Source organism: Streptomyces sp. WM6378 (genome assembly GCF_001279695.1).
In the GTDB taxonomy this organism is placed as follows: Bacteria; Actinomycetota; Actinomycetes; order Streptomycetales; family Streptomycetaceae; genus Streptomyces.
On sequence record NZ_LGDD01000290.1, the window covers coordinates 55,512 to 77,351 of the forward strand.

20 protein-coding genes are annotated in these 21,840 nt (G+C 71.7%); 8 read left to right on the forward strand and 12 right to left on the reverse strand.

The window, feature by feature from the left end:
- Positions 1-4: 4 nt before the first annotated feature.
- From ADK54_RS22435 to ADK54_RS46160, 4 genes are all read right to left on the reverse strand, one after another.
- Positions 5-1,585 carry an amino acid adenylation domain-containing protein gene (locus tag ADK54_RS22435; RefSeq protein ID WP_053727471.1) on the reverse strand — a complete coding sequence of 527 codons (1,581 nt, stop codon included), beginning with the start codon at positions 1,583-1,585 and terminating at the stop codon, positions 5-7.
- A 93-nt stretch (positions 1,586-1,678) separates the two neighbouring features.
- Entirely contained in the window at positions 1,679-2,419 is a 741-nt protein-coding gene (locus tag ADK54_RS22440; RefSeq protein ID WP_053727524.1) for an LmbU family transcriptional regulator, read from the reverse strand.
- A gap of 259 nt (positions 2,420-2,678) precedes the next feature.
- Entirely contained in the window at positions 2,679-2,894 is a 216-nt protein-coding gene (locus tag ADK54_RS22445) for an MbtH family protein (RefSeq protein WP_053727472.1), read from the reverse strand.
- Positions 2,895-3,169: 275 nt separating this feature from the next.
- Positions 3,170-3,325 (reverse strand): hypothetical protein, encoded by a 156-nt coding sequence (locus ADK54_RS46160; protein WP_159047875.1) that lies wholly within the window; start codon positions 3,323-3,325, stop codon positions 3,170-3,172.
- Between the two features lie 596 nt (positions 3,326-3,921).
- Here ADK54_RS46160 and ADK54_RS22450 point away from each other — a divergent pair.
- From ADK54_RS22450 to ADK54_RS22480, 7 genes are all read left to right on the forward strand, one after another.
- A complete protein-coding gene (locus ADK54_RS22450; RefSeq protein WP_053727473.1) occupies positions 3,922-4,668 on the forward strand; it encodes a thioesterase II family protein in 747 nt (248 codons plus the stop codon).
- Between the two features lie 54 nt (positions 4,669-4,722).
- On the forward strand, positions 4,723-5,688 hold the full coding sequence (locus ADK54_RS22455) for an AfsR/SARP family transcriptional regulator (RefSeq protein WP_053727474.1): 966 nt from the start codon (positions 4,723-4,725) through the stop codon (positions 5,686-5,688).
- Between the two features lie 117 nt (positions 5,689-5,805).
- Positions 5,806-6,990: a serine hydrolase domain-containing protein gene (locus tag ADK54_RS22460; protein ID WP_053727475.1), complete on the forward strand. Its 1,185-nt coding sequence runs from the start codon at positions 5,806-5,808 to the stop codon at positions 6,988-6,990.
- Positions 6,991-7,264: 274 nt separating this feature from the next.
- Positions 7,265-8,293: an N-acetyl-gamma-glutamyl-phosphate reductase gene (argC, locus tag ADK54_RS22465; RefSeq protein WP_053727476.1), complete on the forward strand. Its 1,029-nt coding sequence runs from the start codon at positions 7,265-7,267 to the stop codon at positions 8,291-8,293.
- Positions 8,290-9,441 carry a bifunctional glutamate N-acetyltransferase/amino-acid acetyltransferase ArgJ gene (gene argJ / locus ADK54_RS22470; protein ID WP_053727477.1) on the forward strand — a complete coding sequence of 384 codons (1,152 nt, stop codon included), beginning with the start codon at positions 8,290-8,292 and terminating at the stop codon, positions 9,439-9,441. Before argC ends, argJ begins: the two co-directional genes overlap by 4 nt.
- Positions 9,438-10,412, forward strand: coding sequence for an acetylglutamate kinase (gene argB / locus ADK54_RS22475; protein WP_053727478.1), 975 nt, complete (start codon positions 9,438-9,440; stop codon positions 10,410-10,412). Before argJ ends, argB begins: the two co-directional genes overlap by 4 nt.
- Positions 10,409-11,629 (forward strand): acetylornithine transaminase, encoded by a 1,221-nt coding sequence (locus ADK54_RS22480; protein WP_053727479.1) that lies wholly within the window; start codon positions 10,409-10,411, stop codon positions 11,627-11,629. The genes argB and ADK54_RS22480 overlap by 4 nt, the downstream gene beginning before the upstream one ends.
- A gap of 94 nt (positions 11,630-11,723) precedes the next feature.
- Here the strand turns inward: ADK54_RS22480 and ADK54_RS22485 are convergent, their stop codons facing one another.
- Together ADK54_RS22485 and ADK54_RS22490 are read right to left on the reverse strand one after the other, a co-directional pair.
- Positions 11,724-12,749 (reverse strand): ParB/RepB/Spo0J family partition protein, encoded by a 1,026-nt coding sequence (locus tag ADK54_RS22485; RefSeq protein WP_063802034.1) that lies wholly within the window; start codon positions 12,747-12,749, stop codon positions 11,724-11,726.
- A gap of 324 nt (positions 12,750-13,073) precedes the next feature.
- Positions 13,074-13,718 (reverse strand): FMN-binding negative transcriptional regulator, encoded by a 645-nt coding sequence (locus ADK54_RS22490; RefSeq protein WP_053727480.1) that lies wholly within the window; start codon positions 13,716-13,718, stop codon positions 13,074-13,076.
- 254 nt (positions 13,719-13,972) lie between these two features.
- Here ADK54_RS22490 and ADK54_RS22495 point away from each other — a divergent pair, with 254 nt between their 5' ends.
- The gene (locus ADK54_RS22495; RefSeq protein WP_053727481.1) at positions 13,973-15,319 is read left to right on the forward strand and encodes a lysine N(6)-hydroxylase/L-ornithine N(5)-oxygenase family protein; all 1,347 of its coding nucleotides are present in this window, start codon (positions 13,973-13,975) and stop codon (positions 15,317-15,319) included.
- Positions 15,320-15,431: 112 nt separating this feature from the next.
- Here ADK54_RS22495 and ddaH read toward each other — a convergent pair whose 3' ends face one another.
- The 6 genes from ddaH to ADK54_RS22525 all read right to left on the reverse strand — a co-directional run bounded on the left by ddaH (position 15,432) and on the right by ADK54_RS22525 (position 21,770).
- On the reverse strand, positions 15,432-16,277 hold the full coding sequence (gene ddaH / locus ADK54_RS22500; protein WP_053727482.1) for a dimethylargininase: 846 nt from the start codon (positions 16,275-16,277) through the stop codon (positions 15,432-15,434).
- A gap of 89 nt (positions 16,278-16,366) precedes the next feature.
- Entirely contained in the window at positions 16,367-17,209 is an 843-nt protein-coding gene (locus ADK54_RS22505; protein WP_053727483.1) for a 4'-phosphopantetheinyl transferase family protein, read from the reverse strand.
- A gap of 4 nt (positions 17,210-17,213) precedes the next feature.
- On the reverse strand, positions 17,214-19,151 hold the full coding sequence (locus tag ADK54_RS22510; RefSeq protein ID WP_053727484.1) for a polyketide synthase: 1,938 nt from the start codon (positions 19,149-19,151) through the stop codon (positions 17,214-17,216).
- Positions 19,152-19,162: 11 nt separating this feature from the next.
- A complete protein-coding gene (locus tag ADK54_RS22515; protein ID WP_053727485.1) occupies positions 19,163-19,909 on the reverse strand; it encodes an acyl carrier protein in 747 nt (248 codons plus the stop codon).
- 189 nt (positions 19,910-20,098) lie between these two features.
- Complete coding sequence (locus ADK54_RS22520) at positions 20,099-20,884, reverse strand: AfsR/SARP family transcriptional regulator (RefSeq protein WP_053727486.1); 786 nt, start codon at positions 20,882-20,884, stop codon at positions 20,099-20,101.
- A 586-nt stretch (positions 20,885-21,470) separates the two neighbouring features.
- On the reverse strand, positions 21,471-21,770 hold the full coding sequence (locus ADK54_RS22525; RefSeq protein WP_053727487.1) for a hypothetical protein: 300 nt from the start codon (positions 21,768-21,770) through the stop codon (positions 21,471-21,473).
- Positions 21,771-21,840 lie beyond the last annotated feature (70 nt).

Genomic DNA, 21,840 nt, shown 5'->3' on the forward strand with positions numbered 1-21,840 from the left:
GCGACTATGCCGCGGCGCCGGCGAACTGGTTGCGGCACACCTCGGCAAGCGCCTTGCGGTCGACTTTTCCGTGCGGGCTGAGCGGAATGCGCAGGATGTTCACGAACCGGGCCGGAACCATGTTCCGCGGCAGCGTCCACAGGAGGCGGGTGCGCAGGTCGTCCTCGGCGAGGTCGCCGCCGGTCGGGACGACGAACGCGGTCAGTTCGGCCTCGCCGGCGTCGTTGTGGGTGACCACCACGGCGGCCTCCCGGACGCCGACGAGCCGGCCGAGCGCGCGCTCGATGTCGGTGGGGTCGATGCGCATGCCGCGCACCTTCACCTGCGCGTCCATCCGGCCGAGGACGACGAGTTCGCCGGCCTCGTTCACCTGGCCGCGGTCGCCCGTGCGGTAGACCCTGCGCTCCACGCCGTCGACCACGAGCGTCGTGAACTTCGCGTTCTCGGGGCCAGATCCGCCCAGGTAGCCCGCGCCGACGCTGAGACCGGAGATGCAGATCTCGCCCTGCTCCCCCGGACCGACCTCGTTGAGGTCCTCGTCGAGGAGGTGGATGTCGGTGTTGTAGGCCGGCCTGCCCACCGGTGCGATGTCGTGCTCGCCCGGCCGGTAGTCGGCGAGGTCGTAGGAGGTGGCGACGTCCGTGCACTCGGCGACGCCGTACTGGTGCAGGAGGGTGCACGTGTTGCCCTCGCGCCGCGCCCAGTTGGTGAGCCGCTCGGCCTTCAGGGCCTCCCCGCCGAACAGCACGTAGTCGAGCCGGGTGAGCGCGTCTCCACCCCGTGCGGTCTCCCAGTCCACCAGCAGGTACAGCGTGCTGGAGGCGCAGTGCACGACGCGGATGTCGTGCTCGTTCAGCATCCGGTAGGCCATCATGGCGTCGAAGTTGCGGGTCGCCATCAGGTGCTGGGTGGCGCCGCAGAACAGCGGTGTCATCAGGGCGCGCTGGGACAGGTCGAAGCCGAACGCGCTGACGACCAGGTTGTTGGACCCGCTGTGCAGGCCGTATTCGAGCTTCAGCCAGTTCATCAGGTTGAACCAGCCCTCGTGCCGCACCGCGGTCAGCTTCGGCGTGCCGGTCGAGCCGGACGTGAAGACCGCGTAACACACGTCGTCCCCGGTGACCGGGACGCCGGGGTCGGTGTCCGGGAGGCCCGCGAGGTGATCGGCCAGCGGCGCGAGGTCGATGACGTCGACGGCCGCCGACTCCACCAGGGGGGCCGTCGCCGGGGAGGCGACGATGAGGGCGAGGTCGGGCACCTGGCCGAGGAGCAGCTGGAGCCGCGCCGAGGGGTAGGCCGGGTCGAAGGGTACGTAAGCCGCGCCCGCCTTCAGCGTGCCGAGGATGGCGACGAGCAGGTCGACCGAGTAGTCGAGGCAGACACCGACCTTCGCGCCCCGGCCGTGCCCGCGCGAGATGAGGTGGTGCGCGAACCGGTTGGCCCTGGCGTTCAGTTCCGCGTACGTCACCCGCTCCCCGGCATAGAAGACGGCGATGGCGTCGGGGGTGTTCCGCGCGTGCGCCTCGACCTGCTGGTGGACGACGGGCGCCGAGGGCAGGTCGACCCGCTTTCCCTGAAGGATCATCAACTGACTCCGATGTGAGAGGTGTCCGGTCATACGGGCCGCCGGCGCACCTCGGGAGACGGGAGTGGGCCGGCACGTACGGGCGATGCGCCGCTAGGCGGTCCGCTGATCGGGGGTTCGCTGATCGGCGGCTTCGAGCATCTGGGCCACCCATTTGTCGACGGGCAGACCGTGTGCGGCGGCCGCTTTCGAGTAGTACTCCAGTTGGCCCGCGGACAGTTCGATGGTGAGCCGGGTGACCTTCTGCTGGCGCCGCTCGGCGGCCGCCGACTTGGCGAGCTGGGGCACCCCCCGCTGCTCGGCGTCGCTGCCCGGGGTGAGTTCGGTGGTGTCGCTCTGCACGGCCAGGCTGGCGCGGACCGCCCTGCGCAGTTCGTTGCGCGACCACTTCTGCTGTTCGGCCTTGCGCAGCCAGTAGTCCTGCTCCGGAGGCGAGAGGCGGGTGACCTCGGCATGGTGGGCGAAGCTGAGGTTGTCCCGCCTGCGGTGGTGCTCGAACCGCCGGGCCACCCAGGCGTAGTTGCGCAGGGTCTGGTAGTCGAGCCCGGTGCGCTCGATGGCCTCCTTGTAGCGCCGCCACCCGTAGGTGGCCTCTCCGTAGATGAGCCAGTCGGCGAGCCACCACGCCGAGGAGTTCACGAGCTCGCGCAGGTTGGTGCCGATCTGCTCCCAGGACCGCTCCGGCAGGTTCTGCGGGAGGAGCATCCCGGACTTCTGCACCTTGGCGGGCGACCCCACGAAGGACAGGACCACATCGTCTTGCGCGGCCTCGCCGCTGCCGCCCGCCGGCCCGGCCTTGTGTCTGCTCGCGGTCCTCACAGCGCCGCTCACCATCTTCATCTCCCCACTCAGAGTGTTTTCCTGGGCGCAGACCGATCACTGGACCGAGCGTCCGGGCGGCGGTCACTGTCGTTGCGCTTGCGCCGGCCCGCTCGATTACGCCGCGAGCGCCGGCGGGACATGGGTGTGCGGGCCGCGAAGGCGCGGGCCGCGGCGCCGCTCACTGAGGTGCCCGACCGAACAGGTCGTCCCGGCCGGGTCCGCAGCGCCAACGGGTTCCGCCGCGTCGAACCGGCGGGAGTGCGGGGGACGCTCAGTCCGCCGCCATGGCCTCACGCAGGGTCTTGGGACGCAGGTCCGTCCAGTTCTGCTCGACGTACTCCAGGCACTCGGCCTTGGCGGCCTCGCCGAAGACGACCCGCCAGCCCGCGGGCACCTCGCTGAACGCCGGCCACAGGGAGTGCTGCTCCTCGTCGTTGACCACGACGAAGAAGCGGCCGTCCTCGTCATCGAAGGGGTTCGTGCTCAACTGGCACCGTCCTTAACCGTCATGGGGTGACTGGGGAATGGGAAATCGTCGGGGCCGGACGAGGGGACGGCGCCGGACGCGGATGCGCCCGTCGACGTCGTCCTCTTGTACGAACCGTCCGGGTGTCCCGTCGTGCGGACCCCGGCGCCGGTTGCGACCCCGGCGTTGCCACGTCACCGTAAGGACGGGACCGCCGGACCAACAAGGCCGGTAGTGCGGAGTTCGAGCCGTTCTGGATCGGGCGGCTAGAGGGCCCGCGCCGGCCCCTGCGGCCGCTAGTCGATGCCTCGGACGATGTGCGGCTCGGCGGCGACGGACGCGTCGTCGTCGGCCCCGGCCAGCCGCAGCGGCGGGGCGTCGGCCCACGCCGTGAGACCCGTGCGACCGGCATGGCCGAGTAGTTGGTTGAGCTCGTGCGAGTGGTCGTTCACCGGGTCGTCCCTTCGCCGGACTTCGCGCCCTGGGCGCAGATCTGCCGGTCGGCCACGGCGTCGCGAGGCGCTTGAGGTTCGTTCCAGAGCGACCTGACTTCGGGCCGGGGCGGCCGGTCCTTGACGTACACAAGGACGTACACAAACGAGATCGGCTGCCTGGCGTTCCTCGGATGAGAACGCACGGCAGCCGATCGGCCCGTCCGCTGTCCGCTCCGGTTCGAGCGGGGGTGCGGGATCCCGGCCTTGTGGGCCGGGTGTCGCGGTCGTCGTACGGGCTCGGGCCGCCCGGGTTGCCGGTGGCCGACTCGCGTTCCACGCTATACACGGCCCGTTCGAGGCCCGGTCGAGTGCCGCTGAAGGGGCAGGTGGCGGCGGCCGGAGGGCAAGCGGAGCCCCTCGGCGGTGCAGCACGGGGCACTGCACCGCCGGTGTTCGGCGCCGTGCCGACGTCGGCCCGCCCGGTCCGCGCCGATCGGCCCGAGGATCGCTCAAGAACGGCCACACCCGTGGTGGAGCCCGCCTGGTGCCGGAGCCCGGGAGGCTGTACACCGTTCTATGGTCCGAGCATGCCCGGACCGACCCGAGGAAGAGCGATGGACAGCACACGACCTGCCCTGCGCCTGTTCGTCCTGCACCACGCGGGGGGCTCCCACGTGCTGTACCGCCACTGGCCGGCCGGGCTGCCGGACACCTGGGACGTGCGACTGCTCGACGCCCCGGGCCACGGCCACCTGCTCGACCGGCCGCAGATCGCGGACGCGGGCCGCCTCGCCGACTTCCTGCTGCGCCGCATCGAGCCCGAACCGGGCTGCCCCTACGCCCTTTTCGGGCACAGCATGGGCGCCCTGGTCGCGTACGAGATCACCCGGCGGCTCGTCGAGAGGGGCCTGCCGCTGCCGGTGTGGGTCGGTGTCTCCGCACGGCCGGCGCCGCAGCTGGTGGGGCAGGGGCACGGGTACCACGAGCTGCCCGACGCCGAGCTGCGCAGCCGCCTGAAGCAGCTCGGGGGCACGCCCGACGAGGTCTTCGACGACCCCGACCTGTGGGCCGTGTTCGACCCGATGATCCGGGCCGACATGCGCCTGGTGGACACCTGGCGCCCCGCTCCCGACTCCGCTCCGCTGCCCGTGGCGCTGTCCGCCTACGCGGGCGTGGAGGACAACTCGGCGTCACCGCGGCGGATGGCCGGCTGGGCGGAGCACAGCGAGCACTTCCTGGGCCTGCGGGTCTTCGACGGCGGTCACTTCTACTTCCAGCGCGATCCCGGTCCGCTGCTGCGGCAGATCGAACGGGACGCGACCACGGCGCTCGACGCGGCGGGCGCGATGCGGTCCTCCTGAACCGTCACTCGGTCGCCCGCGACCGGCCGGCCTGCGGGCATGTGAGGGGATGAGATGCGGTTCTGCGTTCTCGGTCTCGTGGAAGTCCAGGACGAGCAGAGCGGCCTGCGGATCCTTCCCATGGGTGCCAAGCAGCGTGCGCTGCTCGGGGCGCTGGTGGTGGAGGCCGGGCGCGACGTCTGTGCGCGGCGGCTCGTCGACGAGCTGTGGGGCGAACACCCGCCCGCCAACGCGGCGAACGCGCTGCACCTGCATGTGGCCCGGCTGCGAAGGCTGCTGTCCGACCCGGCGGGCCCGGACGCCGGACAGCCCGCACAGCGCCCGTGCATCGTGACCACCCCGCGCGGCTACACGCTGCGGCCCGGCCCCGTCGAAACGGACGCGGCGCGCTTCGAGGACCTGACCGACCAGGGCCGCCGGGCCCTGCCCCATGACCCGGATCTGGCCGGTGAACTGCTGGGCCGAGCCCTGTCGTTGTGGCGCGGCCCGGCTCTCCAGGGCAGCGTGCTCGGCCACATCTGCGCCGCCGAGGCGGCCCGGCTCGACGAACTCCGCCTGACCGCACTGGAGTTGAGGTGCGAGGCGCATCTGCGCACCGGACGGCACGGCGAGCTCATCGGCGAGCTGGTGGAGCTCACCACCGAGCACCCCACCCGGGAGAGGTTCTACGACCTGCTGATGGTCGCCTTCTACCGCTGCGGCCGGCAGGCGGAGGCGCTCGCCGTGTACGAACGGGCCCGCAACCGTCTGCTGCACGAGCTCGGCGTCGAGCCGGGCCCCGCCCTGCGCCGCCTGATGGCGCGGATACTCCACCACGACCCGGCCCTGACCACGGCGGCGGGCCCCCGCCCGGCCGACCCGCCGCGGCCCCGCAAGGCGCCCGCGACGGCCGACGGCGCGGCGCGCCCGCTCGGCGAGGAGATGGCCCGCCTGCACCGCCGCATCGAGCGTTTGCAGCACGAGCAGGACCAACTGCTGCTCCGTTTCCGCGAGTTGACGGCAGGCACCGCCCAGAGGTGACGGCACGGTGTTGTTCGCACAAGCTACCCGCGCACAACACCGGTGACCTACTGTTCCGCGGACGGACGGCACGAGTACGAAATCGGCCAAGTACCGACGGACATCAGGAGCGGGGACATGATGAGACGGAAGAGACCGAGAGCCTGCGTGGTCGCTCTGGCGGCGGTCGCGATGACGGCCACCGCCTTCACGGAACCGGCCCAGGCGTCGCAGGGCACGGCTCCCGCGGCGGCCGGCCACCAGGGGACCCAGCAGGCCATGGACGCGGCGGTCACAGCAGGTGTCCCCGGCATCGTCGCCGAGGCGCGGGACGCCGGCGGAGTCTGGAAGTCGGCGTCGGGCGTGGGCAATCTGAAGACGGGCGCGCCGCGCGGCAAGGACGACCGGTTCCGCACCACCAACATCACCGACACCTTCGTGGCGACGGTCCTCCTCCAGTTGGAGGCGGAGAAGAAGCTCAGCCTCGACGACACCGTCGAGCACCTGCTGCCCGGCCTGGTGACGGGCAACGGCAACGACGGCGCCCAGATCACCGTGCGCCAGCTCCTCAACCACACCAGCGGCCTGTTCGACTACCTCGCGGACAAGGAGTACGCCGCGACGTACTCGGACGGCGACGGCTTCCTCCAGCACCGCTACGACACCGTGACGCCCGAGCAGCGGGTGAAGGTGGCCCTGGCTCACGCGCCGATGTTCAAGCCCGGGGCCGAGCACTGGTTCTCCAACACCAACGACGTCCTGGCCGCGATGGTCCTGGAGAAGGTCGCCGGCCGGCCGTACGGGGACGAGGTGCGTCGGCGCATCATCGAACCCCTGGGGCTCAGGGCGACGTCCAACCCGGGCAACTCCAGCCGTCTGCCGCAGCCGAGCGGCCGGGGGTACGCCAAGCTCTTCACCGCGCAGCCGGACCGGATCGACGACGTGACCGAGGTGAACGGGTCGCAGAGCTGGGGCAACGGCGACATCGTCTCCAGCGCGGACGATCTGAACCGGTTCTACGCGGCCCTGATGCGCGGGAAGCTGCTGCCTCCGCAGCAGCTGAAGGAGATGAAGACCACCGTCGACGACCCGGCCTTCCCGGGCGCGACCTACGGGCTCAACATCGGTCGGCTCACGCTGGGTTGTGGCACCACCATCTGGTACCGCGACGGAGGCACGGCCGGGTGGATCTCCCTGGCCGCCTTCACCGAGGACGCCGGCCACCAGCTCGTCTTCAACTTCAACGCCAGCTGGGGAGCGGACTCCATGCTCCCCATCCTGAACGCCGAGTTCTGCGGCACACCTGCCGCCGCCGCGCACTGACGCGGACCACCGCACACACTCCGTCGCGGCGCGACATCCGGTGACACCAGGACGTCGGCCCGCACCCCCCCCCTGCTGGACCTGCCGAGCCCTCTGATGCGGGCTGCCCGAATCCGGGTGGTGGCGAGCCGTGGGCGTGGTGCGGGCCCGGCCCCCGAAGAGGTGACTCGAAGGGTGCACGACCGCTTTTGAGTTTGTCATGTACCGAACACATGCGATTGATGGCCGGGTCCGGATCGCGTTAGAACGACATGTCTGTCGACTGGGAGGGTTCATGACCGTGCGAGCCGCCGTGGCGGGAGCGAGTGGGTACGCGGGGGGCGAGCTCCTCCGCCTGCTTCTGACCCACCCCGAAGTAGAGATCGGCGCGCTGACCGGGCAGTCCAGCGCGGGACAGCGGCTCGGCGTGCTGCAACCCCACCTGACTCCGCTGGCCGAGCGCGAGATACGACCCACCACCGCCGAAGTCCTCAAGGGGCACGACGTCGTGTTCCTCGCCCTGCCGCACGGCCAGTCGGCCGCCGTCGCCGAGCAGCTGGGCGAGGGGACCCTCGTCATCGACTGCGGCGCGGACTTCCGCCTCCGCGACGCGGGCGACTGGGAGCGGTTCTACGGCTCGCCGCACGCGGGCACCTGGCCCTACGGTCTGCCCGAACTCCCGCGCGCACGCGGCGAGTTGGCGGGAACCCGGCGCATCGCGGTGCCGGGCTGCTACCCGACCGCGGTGCTGCTGGCCCTCTTTCCCGCGTACGCGGCGGGCCTTGCCGAACCCGAGGCGGTGGTCGTCGCGGCGTCCGGCACGTCCGGCGCGGGCAAGGCGCCCAGGGCGGACCTGCTCGGAGCAGAGGTCATGGGTTCCATGCGGCCCTACGGGGTGGGTGGCGGCCACCGGCACACTCCCGAGATGGCGCAGCACCTCAGCGCCGTGGCGGGCCGCCGCGTCACCGTCTCCTTCACCCCGACCCTGGCCCCCATGCCCCGCGGCATCCTGGCCACCTGCTCCGCCGCGGTCCGGCCCGGCATCGGCGCGGACGACGTACGGGCCGCGTACGAGAAGGCGCTGGGCGACGAGCCGTTCGTACGGCTGCTGCCCGAGGGGCAGTGGCCCAGCACCGCGGCCGTGTACGGCTCGAACGCCGCGCAGGTCCAGGTGGCCCTCGACCCGGAGGTCGGCCGGATCATCGCGATCAGCGCCATCGACAACCTCACCAAGGGCACCGCGGGCGGGGCCGTCCAGAGCATGAACGCCGCCCTCGGTCTCCCCGAAGGACTGGGGCTTTCCACGATCGGAGTCGCACCGTGAGCGTCACCTCAGCACGAGGCTTCAAGGCGGCGGGCATCGCCGCGGGAATCAAGCAGAACGGCAACCGGGACCTGGCCCTCGTCGTCAACGTCGGACCGCACTGCGCGGCGGCCGGCGTGTTCACCTCCAACCGCGTGCAGGCCGCCCCCGTCCAGTGGTCCCGCCAGGTGCTCGCGCACGGCGAGGTCCGCGCGGTGGTGCTCAACTCCGGCGGCGCCAACGCCTGTACGGGGCCGCAGGGCGTGCAGGACACGTACGCCACCGCCGAGCGGGCCGCCGAGCGGCTCGGCCTGGCCGCGGCGGACGTGGCGGTGTGTTCCACCGGGCTCATCGGCGTGCCGCTGCCCATGGACCGGGTCCTGGCCGGCGTCGAGAGCGCCGTCACCCAGCTGTCCGAGACCGGCGGCGAGGACGCGGCGATCGCCGTCATGACCACCGACTCGGTGCACAAGACGGCCGCCGTCACCCGGGACGGGTGGACGGTCGGCGGCATGGCCAAGGGCGCCGGGATGCTCGCCCCCGGGCTCGCCACCATGCTCGTCGTGCTCACCACGGACGCCGCCGTGGACAGCGCGGACCTGGACCGGGCACTGCGGGACGCCACCCGCCTCACCTTCGACCGGGTCGACTCGGACGGCTGCATGTCCACCAACGACACCGTGCTCCTGCTCGCCTCCGGAGCTTCTCAACTGGCCCCGGAATACGGCGAGTTCGCGGAGGCCGTCCGCACGGTGTGCGCGGATCTCGCCCAGCAGCTCATCGGGGACGCCGAGGGTGCCTCCAAGGAGATCCGCATCGAGGTCGTGGGCGCCGCGAGCGAGGACGACGCCGTCGAGGTGGGCCGCTCCGTCGCCCGCAACAACCTCCTCAAGTGCGCCATCCACGGCGAGGACCCCAACTGGGGCCGCGTCCTGTCCGCCATCGGCACCACCTCCGCCGCCTTCGAACCCGACCGGCTCAACGTCGCCATCAACGACGTGTGGGTCTGCAAGAACGGGTCGGTGGGCGAGGACCGCGCGCTGGTGGACATGACCGGGCGCGCCGTGCAGATCACGGTGGATCTCGGCGCGGGCCCGGACTCCGCCGTGATCTGGTCCAACGACCTCACCGCCGACTACGTCCACGAGAACAGCGAGTACGCCTCATGAGTGCTTCTCCCTCTCCTCAACCGGCCCATCTACGATCCCGCCGCGACCGCTCCGGAGAGCGCGCGGCGTTGCCCAAGGCCCATGCCCTCGTCGAGGCGCTGCCCTGGATGGCGCGCCACCGCGGCAAGACCGTCGTCATCAAGTTCGGCGGCAACGCCATGGTCGACGACGAGCTGAAGGCGGCCTTCGCCAAGGACATCCTCTTTCTGCGGCACGCCGGCCTGAACCCGGTCGTGGTGCACGGCGGCGGCCCGCAGATCAGCGCGCAGCTCCAACGCCTCGGCCTGACCTCCCAGTTCGAGGGCGGCCTGCGGGTCACCACCGACGAGACCATGGACGTCGTCCGCATGGTGCTCGCCGGGCAGGTGCAGCGCGAGCTCGTCGGGCTGCTCAACGAGCACGGCCCGCACGCGGTGGGCATGACGGGCGAGGACGCCCGGCTGATGACCGCCACCAAGCGCTACGCCGAGAGCGACGGCAGGGCCGTGGACATCGGCCGGGTCGGCGAGGTCACCCAGGTCGACGCCGGGGTCGTGCAGGACCTCATCGACAACGGGCGCATCCCCGTCATCTCCTCCATCGCCCGGCCCGAGGACGCCAAGGACGCCGCCGGGGGCGGGGTGTTCAACGTCAACGCCGACACCGCGGCCGCGGCGCTGGCCGCCGCGCTCGGCGCCGAGGCCCTGCTGATCCTCACCGACGTCGAGGGCCTGTACGCGAACTGGCCGCACAGCGACGAGGTGATCTCCCGTCTCACCGCCGGCGAACTGGCCGGGATGCTGCCCGGGCTCGCCTCCGGGATGATCCCCAAGATGGAGGGTTGCCTGCACGCGGTGAACAACGGGGTGCGCACCGCCCGCGTCATCGACGGTCGGCTCAAGCACTCCGTCCTGCTGCAGATCTTCACCGATGAGGGCGGCACGGTGGTCGTGCCGGACGACGACGTCAGCTTCGAGGGAGCGACGGCATGAGCGAGGGCGCGGAGCTCACCGGGGCGGGCAACGCGGCGCTGACCCGCCGCTGGCAGGGCGTCATGATGGACAACTTCGGCACCCCCGGGCTGCCGCTGGTCCGGGGCCGGGGCACCCGGGTCTGGGACGCGGAGGGCACCGAGTACCTCGACTTCGTCGGCGGCATCGCGGTCAACGCGCTGGGCCACGCGCACCCCGCGGTCGTACGAGCCGTCTCCGAGCAGGTCGCCTCGCTCGGCCACGTCTCCAACCTGTTCATCGCGGAGCCGACGGTCCGCCTCGCCGAGCGCCTGCTGCGGCTCGCCGGGCGCGCGGGCCGCATCTACTTCTCCAACTCCGGCGCCGAGGCCAACGAGGCGGCCTTCAAGATCGGCCGACTCACCGGCCGCCCGCACATGGTGGCGGCCACCGGCGGCTTCCACGGCCGCACCATGGGAGCCCTGGCGCTGACCGGCCAGCCCGCCAAACAGCGCCCCTTCCGGCCGCTGCCGGGCGACGTCAGCCACGTGCCGTACGGGGACGTCGAGGCTCTGCGCGCCGCCGTCACGCCGGACACCGCGCTGGTGATGCTGGAGCCGTTGCAGGGGGAGAGCGGCGTGGTCGTGCCGCCGCCCGGCTATCTGCGGGCCGCCCGCGAGATCACCGCCGCGACCGGCACCCTGCTGGTCCTGGACGAGATCCAGACCGGCATCGGGCGCACGGGCCACTGGTTCGCGGCCCAGGCCGAAGGAGTCGAGGCGGACGTCGTCACCCTCGCCAAGGGCCTGGGCGGCGGGCTTCCCATCGGCGCGACGCTCGCCTTCGGCGCGGCCGCCGAGCTGCTCACGCCCGGCACGCACGGCTCCACCTTCAGCGGGAACCCCGTGGTGTGCGCGGGCGCCCTCGCGGTCCTGGACACCATCGAGGGGGCGGGCCTCCTCGCCCACGTGAGGCGGGTGGGCGACCGGCTGCGGCGCGGCCTGGCGGACCTCGGCCACCCGCTGGTGCGCGAAGTGCGGGGCGCCGGGCTGCTGTTGGGCGTCGTGCTCGACCGGAGCTTCGCGGCGCGCGTGCAGCAGGCGGCGCAGGACCGGGGGCTCCTGGTGAACGCGGTGGCGCCCGACGTCATCCGGCTCGCCCCGCCGCTGATCGTGTCGGACCGTGAGGTGGACGCCTTCCTCGACCGCTTCCCGGCCGCCCTGTCCGAGGTCCTCGATGAGGCGCTGACGGCGGTCTGACCCGGTTGCCCGGTCCCGGCGGCGGTGCCGAGGACCGGGCCGGTCTTCGCGCCCCGGCCGGTGCTCGGCGGCCGGTCCGGCGCGGGGACTCAGGTCACGTCCGCCGGGTCTCCAGTTCGTTGGCGAGGCGCAGCCAGTGGTCGGCGCAGCGGCGGGCGGCCTGCGCGAGGACGTCCGCGCGGTGTCCGGGAACGCTCCGGGCGAGCCGGAGCCACTTCGCCTCGTCGCCGATCGAGTGAACGCTGAGCATCTGCAGCAGCATCCGGCCGGCCTCCGTGCGCAGGGACGGGTCCTTGCCCATGTTCGGCAGGAGCAGCCGGATGGCGGCCGCGGGGGTGCGCGTCGCCGTCCGGCCGCCGGCCTGCTGCGGGAGGGCTTCGAGCGCGGCCGAACCCGCCTTCGCCGACTGCCCCTTGGAGGGGAGGGGGTCCTGTCCCTGACGCATGCGGTCGCGTACGTCCTTGGCGGTGGCCGTGGCGATGCCCGCCTGCTCGGCGATCGCCCGCAGCGACGCCCCGGGGTTGGCGGCGATCACCTGGCTGGCGCGCAGCCGCCCCTCGGTCGCCTGCAGCGGCCGGACCCGGCCGTCGCGGCCCACGCGCGCGTTCAACTGTTCACTCTGGCCGGTCGAACGGCGCCGGATGGAGGCGACGGTGGTGGCCGCGAGCCCGGCGTTGGTGGCGATGCGGCGGTCCGACCAGTACGGGCGGGCCCGCAGGATGCGCTTCGCCGCGGCCGTCCGGTCGGCCTGCGACAGCGGCAGCCCGTGGACGATGTTGAGCCGCACCGCCAGGGCGAACGCCTCCACGTCCTCGCCCTCGAAGAACTCCACGTCGATGGTGGTGTCGCCGCGCAGCCGCGCGGCCTTGAGCCGGTGCATCCCGTCGATGACCCGCATGGTCTCGCGGTGCACCAGGATCGGCGGCAGCGGCGAGTCGAGCTCGGCGAGCATCTGGACGCGTGCGCCGTTCTCGCCGTCGATCCTCGGGGAGTCGGCGTCCAGCAGCGAGTCCACGGGCACCGTGGCCCGCCGCCTTCCGGCCGGCTCCCCCGCGACGAAGGCGGCGACCACGTCGACCGGGGCCGGGGTGCCGTCAGCCGTGACCAGTTGAAGACCCATCAAAGGACCCTCCTGAGCGCTGTCGCACCGGCCGGGCCGGCCGCCGGTCCGCGATCGCGCGGGCCGGCAGTGATGATCGTGACGTGCATGTACACGGCTCCCCTCTACGGCCGTATCAACCCACGCCATAAAACATACCTGCCTGCTGGTTCTTTTTCGACGCCGGGGCGGCCGGTTCGCGCGCGCCGACAGGACCGGAAAAGCCCGCAGCCGCACCCGGGGGGTCGAGGGTGCGGCTGCGGGAGTCCGTCGTCCCACGCACGGGTCACTGGAGTACGCGACCGCCCGAAGGACGTCCGCGCCACCTGACGGCGGGCCGACACATCACGGCAGCCGGTTCATCAGCCCCGCGGTCTCGCGCTTGTACGTGCACGCGCTCTGCCCGAACGACTGCCGCACGCGGTCGCGCACCTCGCCCGGCTGCTCCTGGCTGAGTTTGAACATGCCCTCGGCCCCGGTCACCTTGAAGCGGAAGGCCCCCACGGCGGGCACGATCTTGCGGAAGTAGTCGAGCGAGCCGGTCATGTCCCAGCCGTTGCCGAACGCACCCTCGAAGGCGCGCACCGTGGACTGCACCACGCCCAGCGTCTCCTCGATCGAGTCGATCTTCTCCACCACGCCCCGGACGTGCACCGAGGTGAAGTTCCACGTCGGGGCGGCCGGGGTCACCTCGTACACGGTGGGCGACACGTAGGAATGCGGACCGGTGAACGTCAGCAGCAGGACGCTGCCGGTCTCCAGCGCGGCCCAGTGCGGATTCGCCCGGTTCATGTGCCCGAGCAGCGTGATCCCGGGCAGCTCGCCGGAGAAGTCGTCGGGCGTCCCGGGGTCGAAGATGACCGGCAGATGAGTGGCGAACGGGCCGTCCTCGGCGCTGCCATTGGCCACCGCGAGCGCCAATGGATTACCACGGATCAGGTCCACCATCCACGAATTCTCTGGTTCGCGGTAAAAGCTGGGAACGAACATCCGGATTCACCTTTTCAGCAATTGGCCCAGGACATGGTCACGGCGCAAGTAAGGACTTTCAAAAATCCCCGCCGACCCTACCGTTGTCCCGCCGGCGGGACAACACTTTCGGTTATCGGGCACCTAGAGAATCCCTTGAAAGATCTTCATGCTGTCTTCAAGGTGCATTTGAGACACTCTCAGGAGAACAACACTGCAGAACGGTCTCTCGGGCCATCGGCCGAGTTTTCCAGACGCAAGCGGGAGAGTTTTTTATGGGCATAACGGGCAGGCGCCATCAAGAGATCTACGACGTGGTCGGCATCGGGTTCGGCCCGTCCAACCTGTCGCTCGCGATCGCCTTGGACGAGCATGGGGCGAGCGCTCCGCAGCATCCAGTCAAGTCTCATTTCTTCGAGCGGCAGCCGACATTCGGCTGGCACCGGAACATGCTGCTGCCGTCGACGACCATGCAGATTTCCTTCCTCAAGGACCTGGTGACCTTCAGGAATCCGCTGTCCCGGTTCAGCTTCATCTCGTATCTGCACGCCGCGAACCGGCTGGTGCAGTTCGTGAACAACCAGGACTTCTTCCCGACCCGGCACGAATTCCACCAGTACCTTGAGTGGGCGGCCGCCGGCCTCGACGACCAGGTCACCTACGGCGCCGAGGTCACCTCGATCCGGCCCGTCGCCGAGAACGAGAACGGGCCGCTCGACCTTCTTGAGATCGAGGTGCGCGAAAGCGACGGCACGACCCAGGTGGTCACCGCACGCAACGTGGCCATCTCGACGGGTCTGGTACCGCGGCTGCCGGAGGGCATGCCCGCCGACGAACGGGTGTGGCACAGCTCGGAGTTCCTGGGCAGGTTCAACGCACAGGCCCCGGAGGACCTCAAGAGCGTGGCGGTGGTCGGCGCCGGCCAGAGCGCGGCCGAGATCACCCGGTTCCTCTACGACTCGCTGCCGCACGCCGAGGTTTCCGCGGTCATCCCGTCGTACGGCTACTCCGTCGCCGACGACACCCCCTTCGCCAACCAGGTCTTCGATCCCGGCGCGGTCGACGAGTACTTCTTCGGCACCGAGCGGGCCCAGGACGCGTTCTGGCGCTATCACCGCAACACCAACTACTCGGTGGTCGACGCCGACGTCATCCGGTCCCTGTACCAGCGCTCGTACGACGAGCAGGTACGCGACAGCAAGCGGCTGCACTTCCGCAACCTGACCCGGGTCACCGAGGTCAAGCCCGCCGGGAGCGGGAAGCGGGTGGTCCTGCGCTCGCTGCTCGACGACCGGACGGAGGAACTGGCCGTCGACGCGCTGGTCTTCGCCACCGGCTACGACGGCGTGGACCCGGCCCGGCTGCTGGGCGACTTCGACCAGTACTTCCAGCGCGACGCGGCGGGCAGGCACCGGGTGGAGCGCGACTACCGTCTCGTCCCCGCGGCGGGACTGACCTGCGGGGTCTATCTCCAGGGCGGCACCGAGCACAGCCACGGCCTGTCGTCGGCCCTGCTGTCGAACATCGCGGTACGCAGCGGTGAGATCGCCGACTCGATCGTGCTGGGGCGCACCGAGCGGGAGCTGGGACGCCCCGTGGAGGAAGCGGCCGCGGCCGCCTGAGACGGCGGCACCCGTGGGGTGGGCCCCGATGCTGTGGCGACAGCACCGGGGCCCTCCGCATGCCGGTCGCGGGGTGCCCTCGCTCAGGAGCGGCCCGGGTCCGGGCCCCGTGTCACGACAGCGCGAGCGTGCAGCACTTGACGCTGCCTCCGGCCTTGAGCAGCTCGCCCAGGCTCACCCCGATCGGGTTGAAGCCCCGCTCCCTGAGCTGCTCGGCGAGTCCGGTGGCCGCCTGGGGCAGCAGCACGTTGAGCCCGTCGGAGAAGGCGTTGAGGCCGAACACCGCGGCGTCCTGCTCCGAGGCGATGACCGCGTCCGGGAACATCTCCCGCAGCACCGCCCGGCTGCCGGGGCTGAAGGCCGCCGGGTAGTACATGACCTCGTCGGGCGAGAGCACCGAGAGCGCGGTGTCCAGGTGGTAGAAGTTCGGGTCGACCAGGGTCAGGCCGGTGACGGGCAGGCCGAAGAACTCCTGGGCCTCCGCGTGCGAGCGGGGGTCGGTCCGAAAGCCGGTGCCCGCCAGCAGCCGGCGGCCCACCCGCAGGTAGTCGCCCTCGCCCTCGTTGATGTGCTCCGGCCACAGCAGGTCGTGGAAGCCGTTGCGCGCGAACCAGTCGAGGTAGGCGGGCCCTTCCGCGGTCCGCTCCCGGTGCCGGAACCGGGCGCCGAGGACCTTGCCGTCCACCACGGTGGCGCCGTTGGCGGCGAACACCATGTCCGGCAGGCCCTCGATCGGCTCGACCACTTCGACGGTGTGCCCGAGCGAGAGGTACAGCTCCCGCAGCTGCTCCCACTGGAGCAGGGCCGCCTCGGCGTCCGTCGGCTTCTCCGGGTTCATCCACGGGTTGATGCGGTACGTCACGTCGAAGTACCGCGGGCGGCACATGAGCAGGCGGTGCGCGACCGCCTCGCGCTCCGCCCGGGGGGTGCGCGCATCGACTGCGGTTCCGTTCGGCATGGCGGGTTCCTCCTTGGGGTCTTCGGGGGAAAGGGATGCGTGCGCGGCGCCGCGGGGTGTGGCGGCGGCCGCGCGGCACGGGCGGTCCCTCACACGAGGATCCGTGCGGGCTGGGGCAGGGCGATGAGCTGCGGCACGCTCCTGCTCCAGGGGAAGCCGTGGTGCAGTTGGAGCACCGCGGGGGCCCCCGGGTCGACGATCACCGCGACGGCGGCCAGGACGTCGGGGGCCGGTTCCAGTTCCAGGAACCGCCACCGCCGGTCGCCCTCGGTGTCGTTGTCGGGGGGCTGGAAGCCGAGCACGCCGTTGTCCTCGGCCAGCTCGAAGGCGAACGAGTCGAAGGGCAGGCCGAGTCCGAGCCCGCGTGCCTTGGAGTACGCCTCCTTGAGTGTCCACAGCCGCAGCACCCGCCGGTCGCGCGGGCGGCCGGCCGGGGCCTGTGCCACCCAGTGCTGCTCCTGCGGTGCGAAGGTGTCGACGATGGTGTTCAGCCCCCGGGAGCCGCGGTCCAGGCGTTCCACGTCCACGCCGATCCGGTGGTCGCGCACCATGCCGAGCAGGTTGTGCCCGTGGGTGTGGGAGAGGTTGAAGTCCAGTTTGCTGCCGCCGCGCAGCATTCCTTCGGGGGGCCTGCGGAAGAACGGCCGGCCGCGGGTCGAGCGCCAGATCACGGCCTCCGACTCGGGCACGCCCGTCTCCAGCGCCAGCACGCGCCGCACCAGGACGTGCGCGATGACGTACTGGTGGCGGTCCTGCTCGAACAGGAACCGTTCGGCGAGCTCGCGCTCGGGCTCGTCCAGCCAGGCGCCGGCCAGGACCTTGGCGAACTCGGCGGCGAGTTCCTCGTTGGTGCAGAACCACAGCTTGACCGGCGCGGGGCGGCCCAGCTCACCGGATCCGGCGGACCCACCGAGGAGTACGTTCGCGCTCATCCGCTCATCCGGTGGGCTCCATCGCCGCACCGACCTCCTCGGTGCTCCCCTTCGGGGCACCGGTGACGCGCGCGTCGCCCAGCCACATCGGGCGGCGCAGGAACACCGACGAGGGCAGCGGAACCACCATGGCGCCGGCCCCGGTGCGCTGTTCGAGGGCCGCCCAGTCGATGGGCAGCCCGGACAGCCACAGCCGGGTCAGCTGCTCAAGTCGGTTCCCCCGCCACAGCGCGGCCAGGTAGTCCCGGGTCTCGGGCGCCCCGGCCAGGGCGTAGGGGTCGGCCGCACCGGCACGCAGGTCGGCGCTGCGGATGCGGCCGTCCCGCGCCGCCTCGGGGTCCGCCACGAACTCGCCCAGAAACGCGATGAGTTGGGGCAGGTCCTTGACGGTCAGCGCCAGTCTGCAGGGCAGCGCGGCGCGCCCCGCGCGCAGCGTCCGGGCAAGCTCGCCGAGCGCGGGCGGCGCGGTGGGAGCCTCGGCCCGGCCGCCGGGCGCGGCGGGTGCCAGCCAGTCGGCGAGCCGCGCGGCAAGGGCGGTGAGGTGGGCCGGGGTGGGTGCGGAGAGCAGGACCAGCTCGTCGCGCGCGGCGGCGGTCCTGGCCGGCTCCGGGCGTGCGGCGCTGTCGGCGGGAGGCAGGAACTCCTCCAGTACGCCGACGATGCCGGGCCCTTGGGCCGCGGCCAGCTCCACCACGGCGGTACGGGGCAGTTCCCGCCCCCGCTCGTCCCGCGGTCGCGGCCAGGCCACGGGGGCGGTCCGCTGTCCGGTGGGCGCGAGGACGCCTGCGCGCAGTTGGAGCACCGCGGAGGTCAGTGCCGCGATCCCGGTGGCGGCACCGGCGTCGCCGATGCGCCGCGAGGTCGTCTCGTGGGTCTCGCGTACGACCGTGGCACGGCCCGCCGCGTCGGCGGGCACGGGCCGGGTGGGGCCGCCGACCGCGGTCTCCCGCAGCACGGCGTGCACCTGGTCGCCGTCGGCGAGGGCCCGGGCGAGCGGCTTGAGCACGATGGCCCCGACCCCTTCCCCGGCCGCGTCCCGGCCCCGCGAGGCGTGCAGCAGCAGTTCGACACCTCCGGCCACGGCGGCCGCGCACTCCCCGCGCCGCAGGGCGCCGACGGCGAGGTGTACGGCATCGAGGGCGGAGGTGCCGGCGCTGTCGACGGCCTGGGCGGGACCGCTGAGGCGGAGCCGCGCGGCGAGGCCGACGGCCAGGTCGCGGTGGCCGCTGCTCGGCATTTCCCGGCGGCCTCGGGCCCAGCCCTCGGCGGCGAGCAGCGCGTAGTCGGCGGCGCCGACCCCGGCGAACAGGCCGACCGCACGCGGCCTGCCGTCCGGCCCGGTGAGGGAGTCGAGGCGGGAGCCGGTGCAGCCCGCGTCCTCCAGGGCCTCCCAGACGGTCTCCTGGAACAGCCGTGCCTGGGGGTCCATCAGGGCCGCTTCGGCGGGGGTCAGTCCGAAGAACTCCGCGTCGAACTCGGCCACTTCACTGAGGAAATGGCCGCGCTGGCCGGTCGCCAGCGGCGTTCCACCGGGCCGGTCGACGGGCCCGGCCGACGAGGTGTCCCGGCCGTCCCGCAGGTTCTGCCAGTGGGCGAGGAGATCGGCCGCCAGGGGGTATCGCCCGGCGATCCCGACGACGGCGTACCCGTCCGTGGCGGTCTCGGCGTCGGCGCCGCCCGCTTCTTCAGCGTCCAGCACCGTGTGCGCCGCCGGCTCGGGAGCCGACCGCGCCACCAGGCGGGGCGCCGCGGTCCGTTCCGGCTCGGCCGTCGCGACGACCGTCGGCGGCGCGGTCCGTGCGGGGCCGGTCGGTACGGACTCGGCGACACCGACGGACATCAGGGTCGTGAGGATCCGAACCGCCTGTCCCCGTTCGAGGCTTCCCGCCTTGAACCGGGTGAGCACTTCTCGTTCGTCCATGAGATCCGGTCGCATGTCCATGGGGTCGCCGCTCAGTCCTTGCGCGACAGCAGGGCGAGGGCGTCATCGATGGACAGCCATCCGGCGCGGACCGCGTCGAGGAGGGCGCCGATACCGAGCGGGGCGGCCCCCGGCACGCGCACGCCCATGGCGGCCGGCATGATCTCGGGGACGTGGTGCGGCGGTTCGGCCGCCGCGATGTGCGTCGCGAGCGCGCTGAGGTCGGGGTGGTCGTACAGCGTCCCGGCCGGCTCCCGCAGCCCGTAGATCCGGTTGACGGCGGCCACGAACTCCGAGGCGATGACGGAGTCGACGCCGAGCAGGCTGAAGGGGGTGTCGGTGCGGATCTCCCACGGGTCGCAGCCCAGGATGCGGGCGAGTTCCTCGCGCAGCAGCTCCGCCACCGGCGCGATGTCGGCGCTGTTCGGCTGGGCCGGCACCGGGCTCTGCGGCAGGGACCGGACGGGAGCGGGGCGCACGGACGCGGGCGCGCCGTGCGGGATCACCGCGCGCGCCAGGTGACGGGCGAGGGCGGTCGGCGTGGGGTGGTCGAGCAGGACATCAGCCCGGACGTCGGTGCCGTAGTGGCTGTTGAGCGCCGCGACGAACTGGACGGACAGCATCGAGTCGAGGCCGAGCAGCCGGAAGGTCTCCGCCGGGTCGATGCGGTCCGGGGTGGTCCGCAGTACGTCGGCGAGCACCACGACGAGTCCGGTCAGGAGCCGGTCGTGCGTGGCGTCGATGGTGGCCGTGCGTGCGAACAGGGTTTCTTCGTGCATGAGTTGACTCCAAGGGTTCCGTTCCGCAGGCCGATGGTGAGGAAGCAGCGGTACGTCCCGCCTCGCGGGTGTCCGCCCGGCCACGCCGGTCCGTGTGAACTGTGTGAACTGTCCGTGTGGTCGGCCCTGTTGGGGGGGGTGGGTGTGGTGCTCGCCATCGTCACGGTTCCGGTCGCCCGGGCATGCCGGTCAGGCGACCCGGGCCAGGCGCCGGTCCTGGGCGCCGGCGATGAGCGGGGTGGGTTCACAGGCCTGGAGCATGGTCTGCTGGAGGCGGCGCAGTCCTGCCGAGGGCTCAAGACCCAGGTCGCGGACGAGGGTTTGGCGCAGCCGCTGGTACACGTTGAGCGCCTCGCTGCGGCGTCCTGAGCGGTACAGGGCCAGCATGAACTGGCCGTGCAGGGCTTCGTGTGTGCGGTATCGGCTGACCAGCACGGTCAGCTCACCCAGCAGTTCACGGTGGCGGCCCAGACGGAGGTCGGCCTCGATCCGCTGATACAGCGCGCACAGCCGCGCCTCCTCCAGCCGGCACACCTCCACCTCCAGCTGCGCACCCGCACGCACGTCTGCCAGCGCCGACCCGCTCCACAGCGCCAACGCCTCGCGCAGCCAGCGGGAGGCTCCGGCGAAGTCATCGGCGTCCATGGCCCGGTAGCCCATGCCCGCAAGCCGGTCGAACTCGCGCACATCGCTGGAACCGCCACCGCCGCGCAGCACGTACCCGCCCGGCGCGGTCACCAGCACATCCTTCGCCGACACCACACCGTCCACGCCCTGCGGACCGGCACCCGACTCCAGAGCCGCGCCAATCAACTCACGCAACTGCAACACATACGTCTGCAACGTCGTCCGCGCCGACCGCGGCGGACGCTCCCCCCACAACTCCTCAACCAACAACCCAACCGGCGGCGCCGACGGCATCACACCCACACCATTCACCCTCACACCCAACGGACCCAGAACATCGATATCCACGCCGTATCCCCTCATCGTGTGTGCTGCCCGAAACGACGAGGTCGATCCGGGAGCTGCGGGCAGACCGGGTTCTCGACGAACGCTTCGAGTTCTAAACGGGATGGTCGGTTCGTCAATACCAAACCATACTCGCTGTTTTAGAAGAATGCCATGCGGACCTCAAGCGCCCCTAGAAAGATTCAAGTGGCAGATGCTGGGGTGCGAGTAGCTACAACTGCCCCTAAAAAGGGCATCTCTCGCCGATGAGCCGACAGACCGGATGCCCTGTTTAGGGCGCGTGATGCACCGCCCGCGCGATTCGTAACGACTTCATCGGGCGATCGACCCTTACGAAATGAGCACAGAACCGGCACTGCGGTCTTGTTTCGGGACGCGGGACAGCCCCGCTCAGGCCGGGCGGATGGTCACCGGCCGGGTGGGCCCTCGGAGGTGCCCACATACGTCAACGCGCCCGCCCGCGTCGGGGGTGACGGCGGGCGGGCGCGGACAGGGGGGGACATGCACGGCACACTCTAGGCAAGGGGCGGTTCCGAGTCCCTCGCGCCGTACGGAACGTCGAGTTCAGCTGTGGCGGTCTTCCGCCACCTCACGCCGCCTCTCCGTGCCGGCGGTCGTCCCGCTGGTTCTGGTGGGCGGCGTACTCGGCGACGAAGGCGGCGAGCCATCGCACACCGCCGTCCGATCCGACGGCCGCGACCGGCCCGCTGTGACCGAGCCCCCGCGACAGCGTGTGGTGCGCCTTCAGCGCGGCGGCCACCAACTCGCCCTGCGGGCGGTGGGCATGGTCCGCGTCCCCGCAGGCCATCGCCAGCGCCTCGGCCCAGGCCCGCGAGACGATCTCGTCCTTGCGCAGGGGCGTTACCGGGTTCGGTTCGGAGTTCTGCATGGCTGCCTCCTCGGCATCTCGCTGCTCTCGGTTCAGGTATTTCCCCGGTGTCGTACGGTGCGTGGGGTGT

What these genes read in the sequence shown, in the direction of transcription:
- ADK54_RS22435 (WP_053727471.1), bottom strand. Translation starts at nt 1,585, where the DNA reads ATGATCCTTCAGGGAAAGCGGGTCGACCTGCCCTCGGCGCCCGTCGTC.
- ADK54_RS22440 (WP_053727524.1), bottom strand. Translation starts at nt 2,419, where the DNA reads ATGGTGAGCGGCGCTGTGAGGACCGCGAGCAGACACAAGGCCGGGCCG.
- ADK54_RS22450 (WP_053727473.1), top strand. Translation starts at nt 3,922, where the DNA reads ATGGACAGCACACGACCTGCCCTGCGCCTGTTCGTCCTGCACCACGCG.
- ADK54_RS22455 (WP_053727474.1), top strand. Translation starts at nt 4,723, where the DNA reads ATGCGGTTCTGCGTTCTCGGTCTCGTGGAAGTCCAGGACGAGCAGAGC.
- ADK54_RS22460 (WP_053727475.1), top strand. Translation starts at nt 5,806, where the DNA reads ATGATGAGACGGAAGAGACCGAGAGCCTGCGTGGTCGCTCTGGCGGCG.
- argC (WP_053727476.1), top strand. Translation starts at nt 7,265, where the DNA reads ATGACCGTGCGAGCCGCCGTGGCGGGAGCGAGTGGGTACGCGGGGGGC.
- argB (WP_053727478.1), top strand. Translation starts at nt 9,438, where the DNA reads ATGAGTGCTTCTCCCTCTCCTCAACCGGCCCATCTACGATCCCGCCGC.
- ADK54_RS22480 (WP_053727479.1), top strand. Translation starts at nt 10,409, where the DNA reads ATGAGCGAGGGCGCGGAGCTCACCGGGGCGGGCAACGCGGCGCTGACC.
- ADK54_RS22485 (WP_063802034.1), bottom strand. Translation starts at nt 12,749, where the DNA reads ATGGGTCTTCAACTGGTCACGGCTGACGGCACCCCGGCCCCGGTCGAC.
- ADK54_RS22490 (WP_053727480.1), bottom strand. Translation starts at nt 13,718, where the DNA reads ATGTTCGTTCCCAGCTTTTACCGCGAACCAGAGAATTCGTGGATGGTG.
- ADK54_RS22495 (WP_053727481.1), top strand. Translation starts at nt 13,973, where the DNA reads ATGGGCATAACGGGCAGGCGCCATCAAGAGATCTACGACGTGGTCGGC.
- ddaH (WP_053727482.1), bottom strand. Translation starts at nt 16,277, where the DNA reads ATGCCGAACGGAACCGCAGTCGATGCGCGCACCCCCCGGGCGGAGCGC.
- ADK54_RS22505 (WP_053727483.1), bottom strand. Translation starts at nt 17,209, where the DNA reads ATGAGCGCGAACGTACTCCTCGGTGGGTCCGCCGGATCCGGTGAGCTG.
- ADK54_RS22510 (WP_053727484.1), bottom strand. Translation starts at nt 19,151, where the DNA reads ATGGACATGCGACCGGATCTCATGGACGAACGAGAAGTGCTCACCCGG.
- ADK54_RS22515 (WP_053727485.1), bottom strand. Translation starts at nt 19,909, where the DNA reads ATGCACGAAGAAACCCTGTTCGCACGCACGGCCACCATCGACGCCACG.
- ADK54_RS22525 (WP_053727487.1), bottom strand. Translation starts at nt 21,770, where the DNA reads ATGCAGAACTCCGAACCGAACCCGGTAACGCCCCTGCGCAAGGACGAG.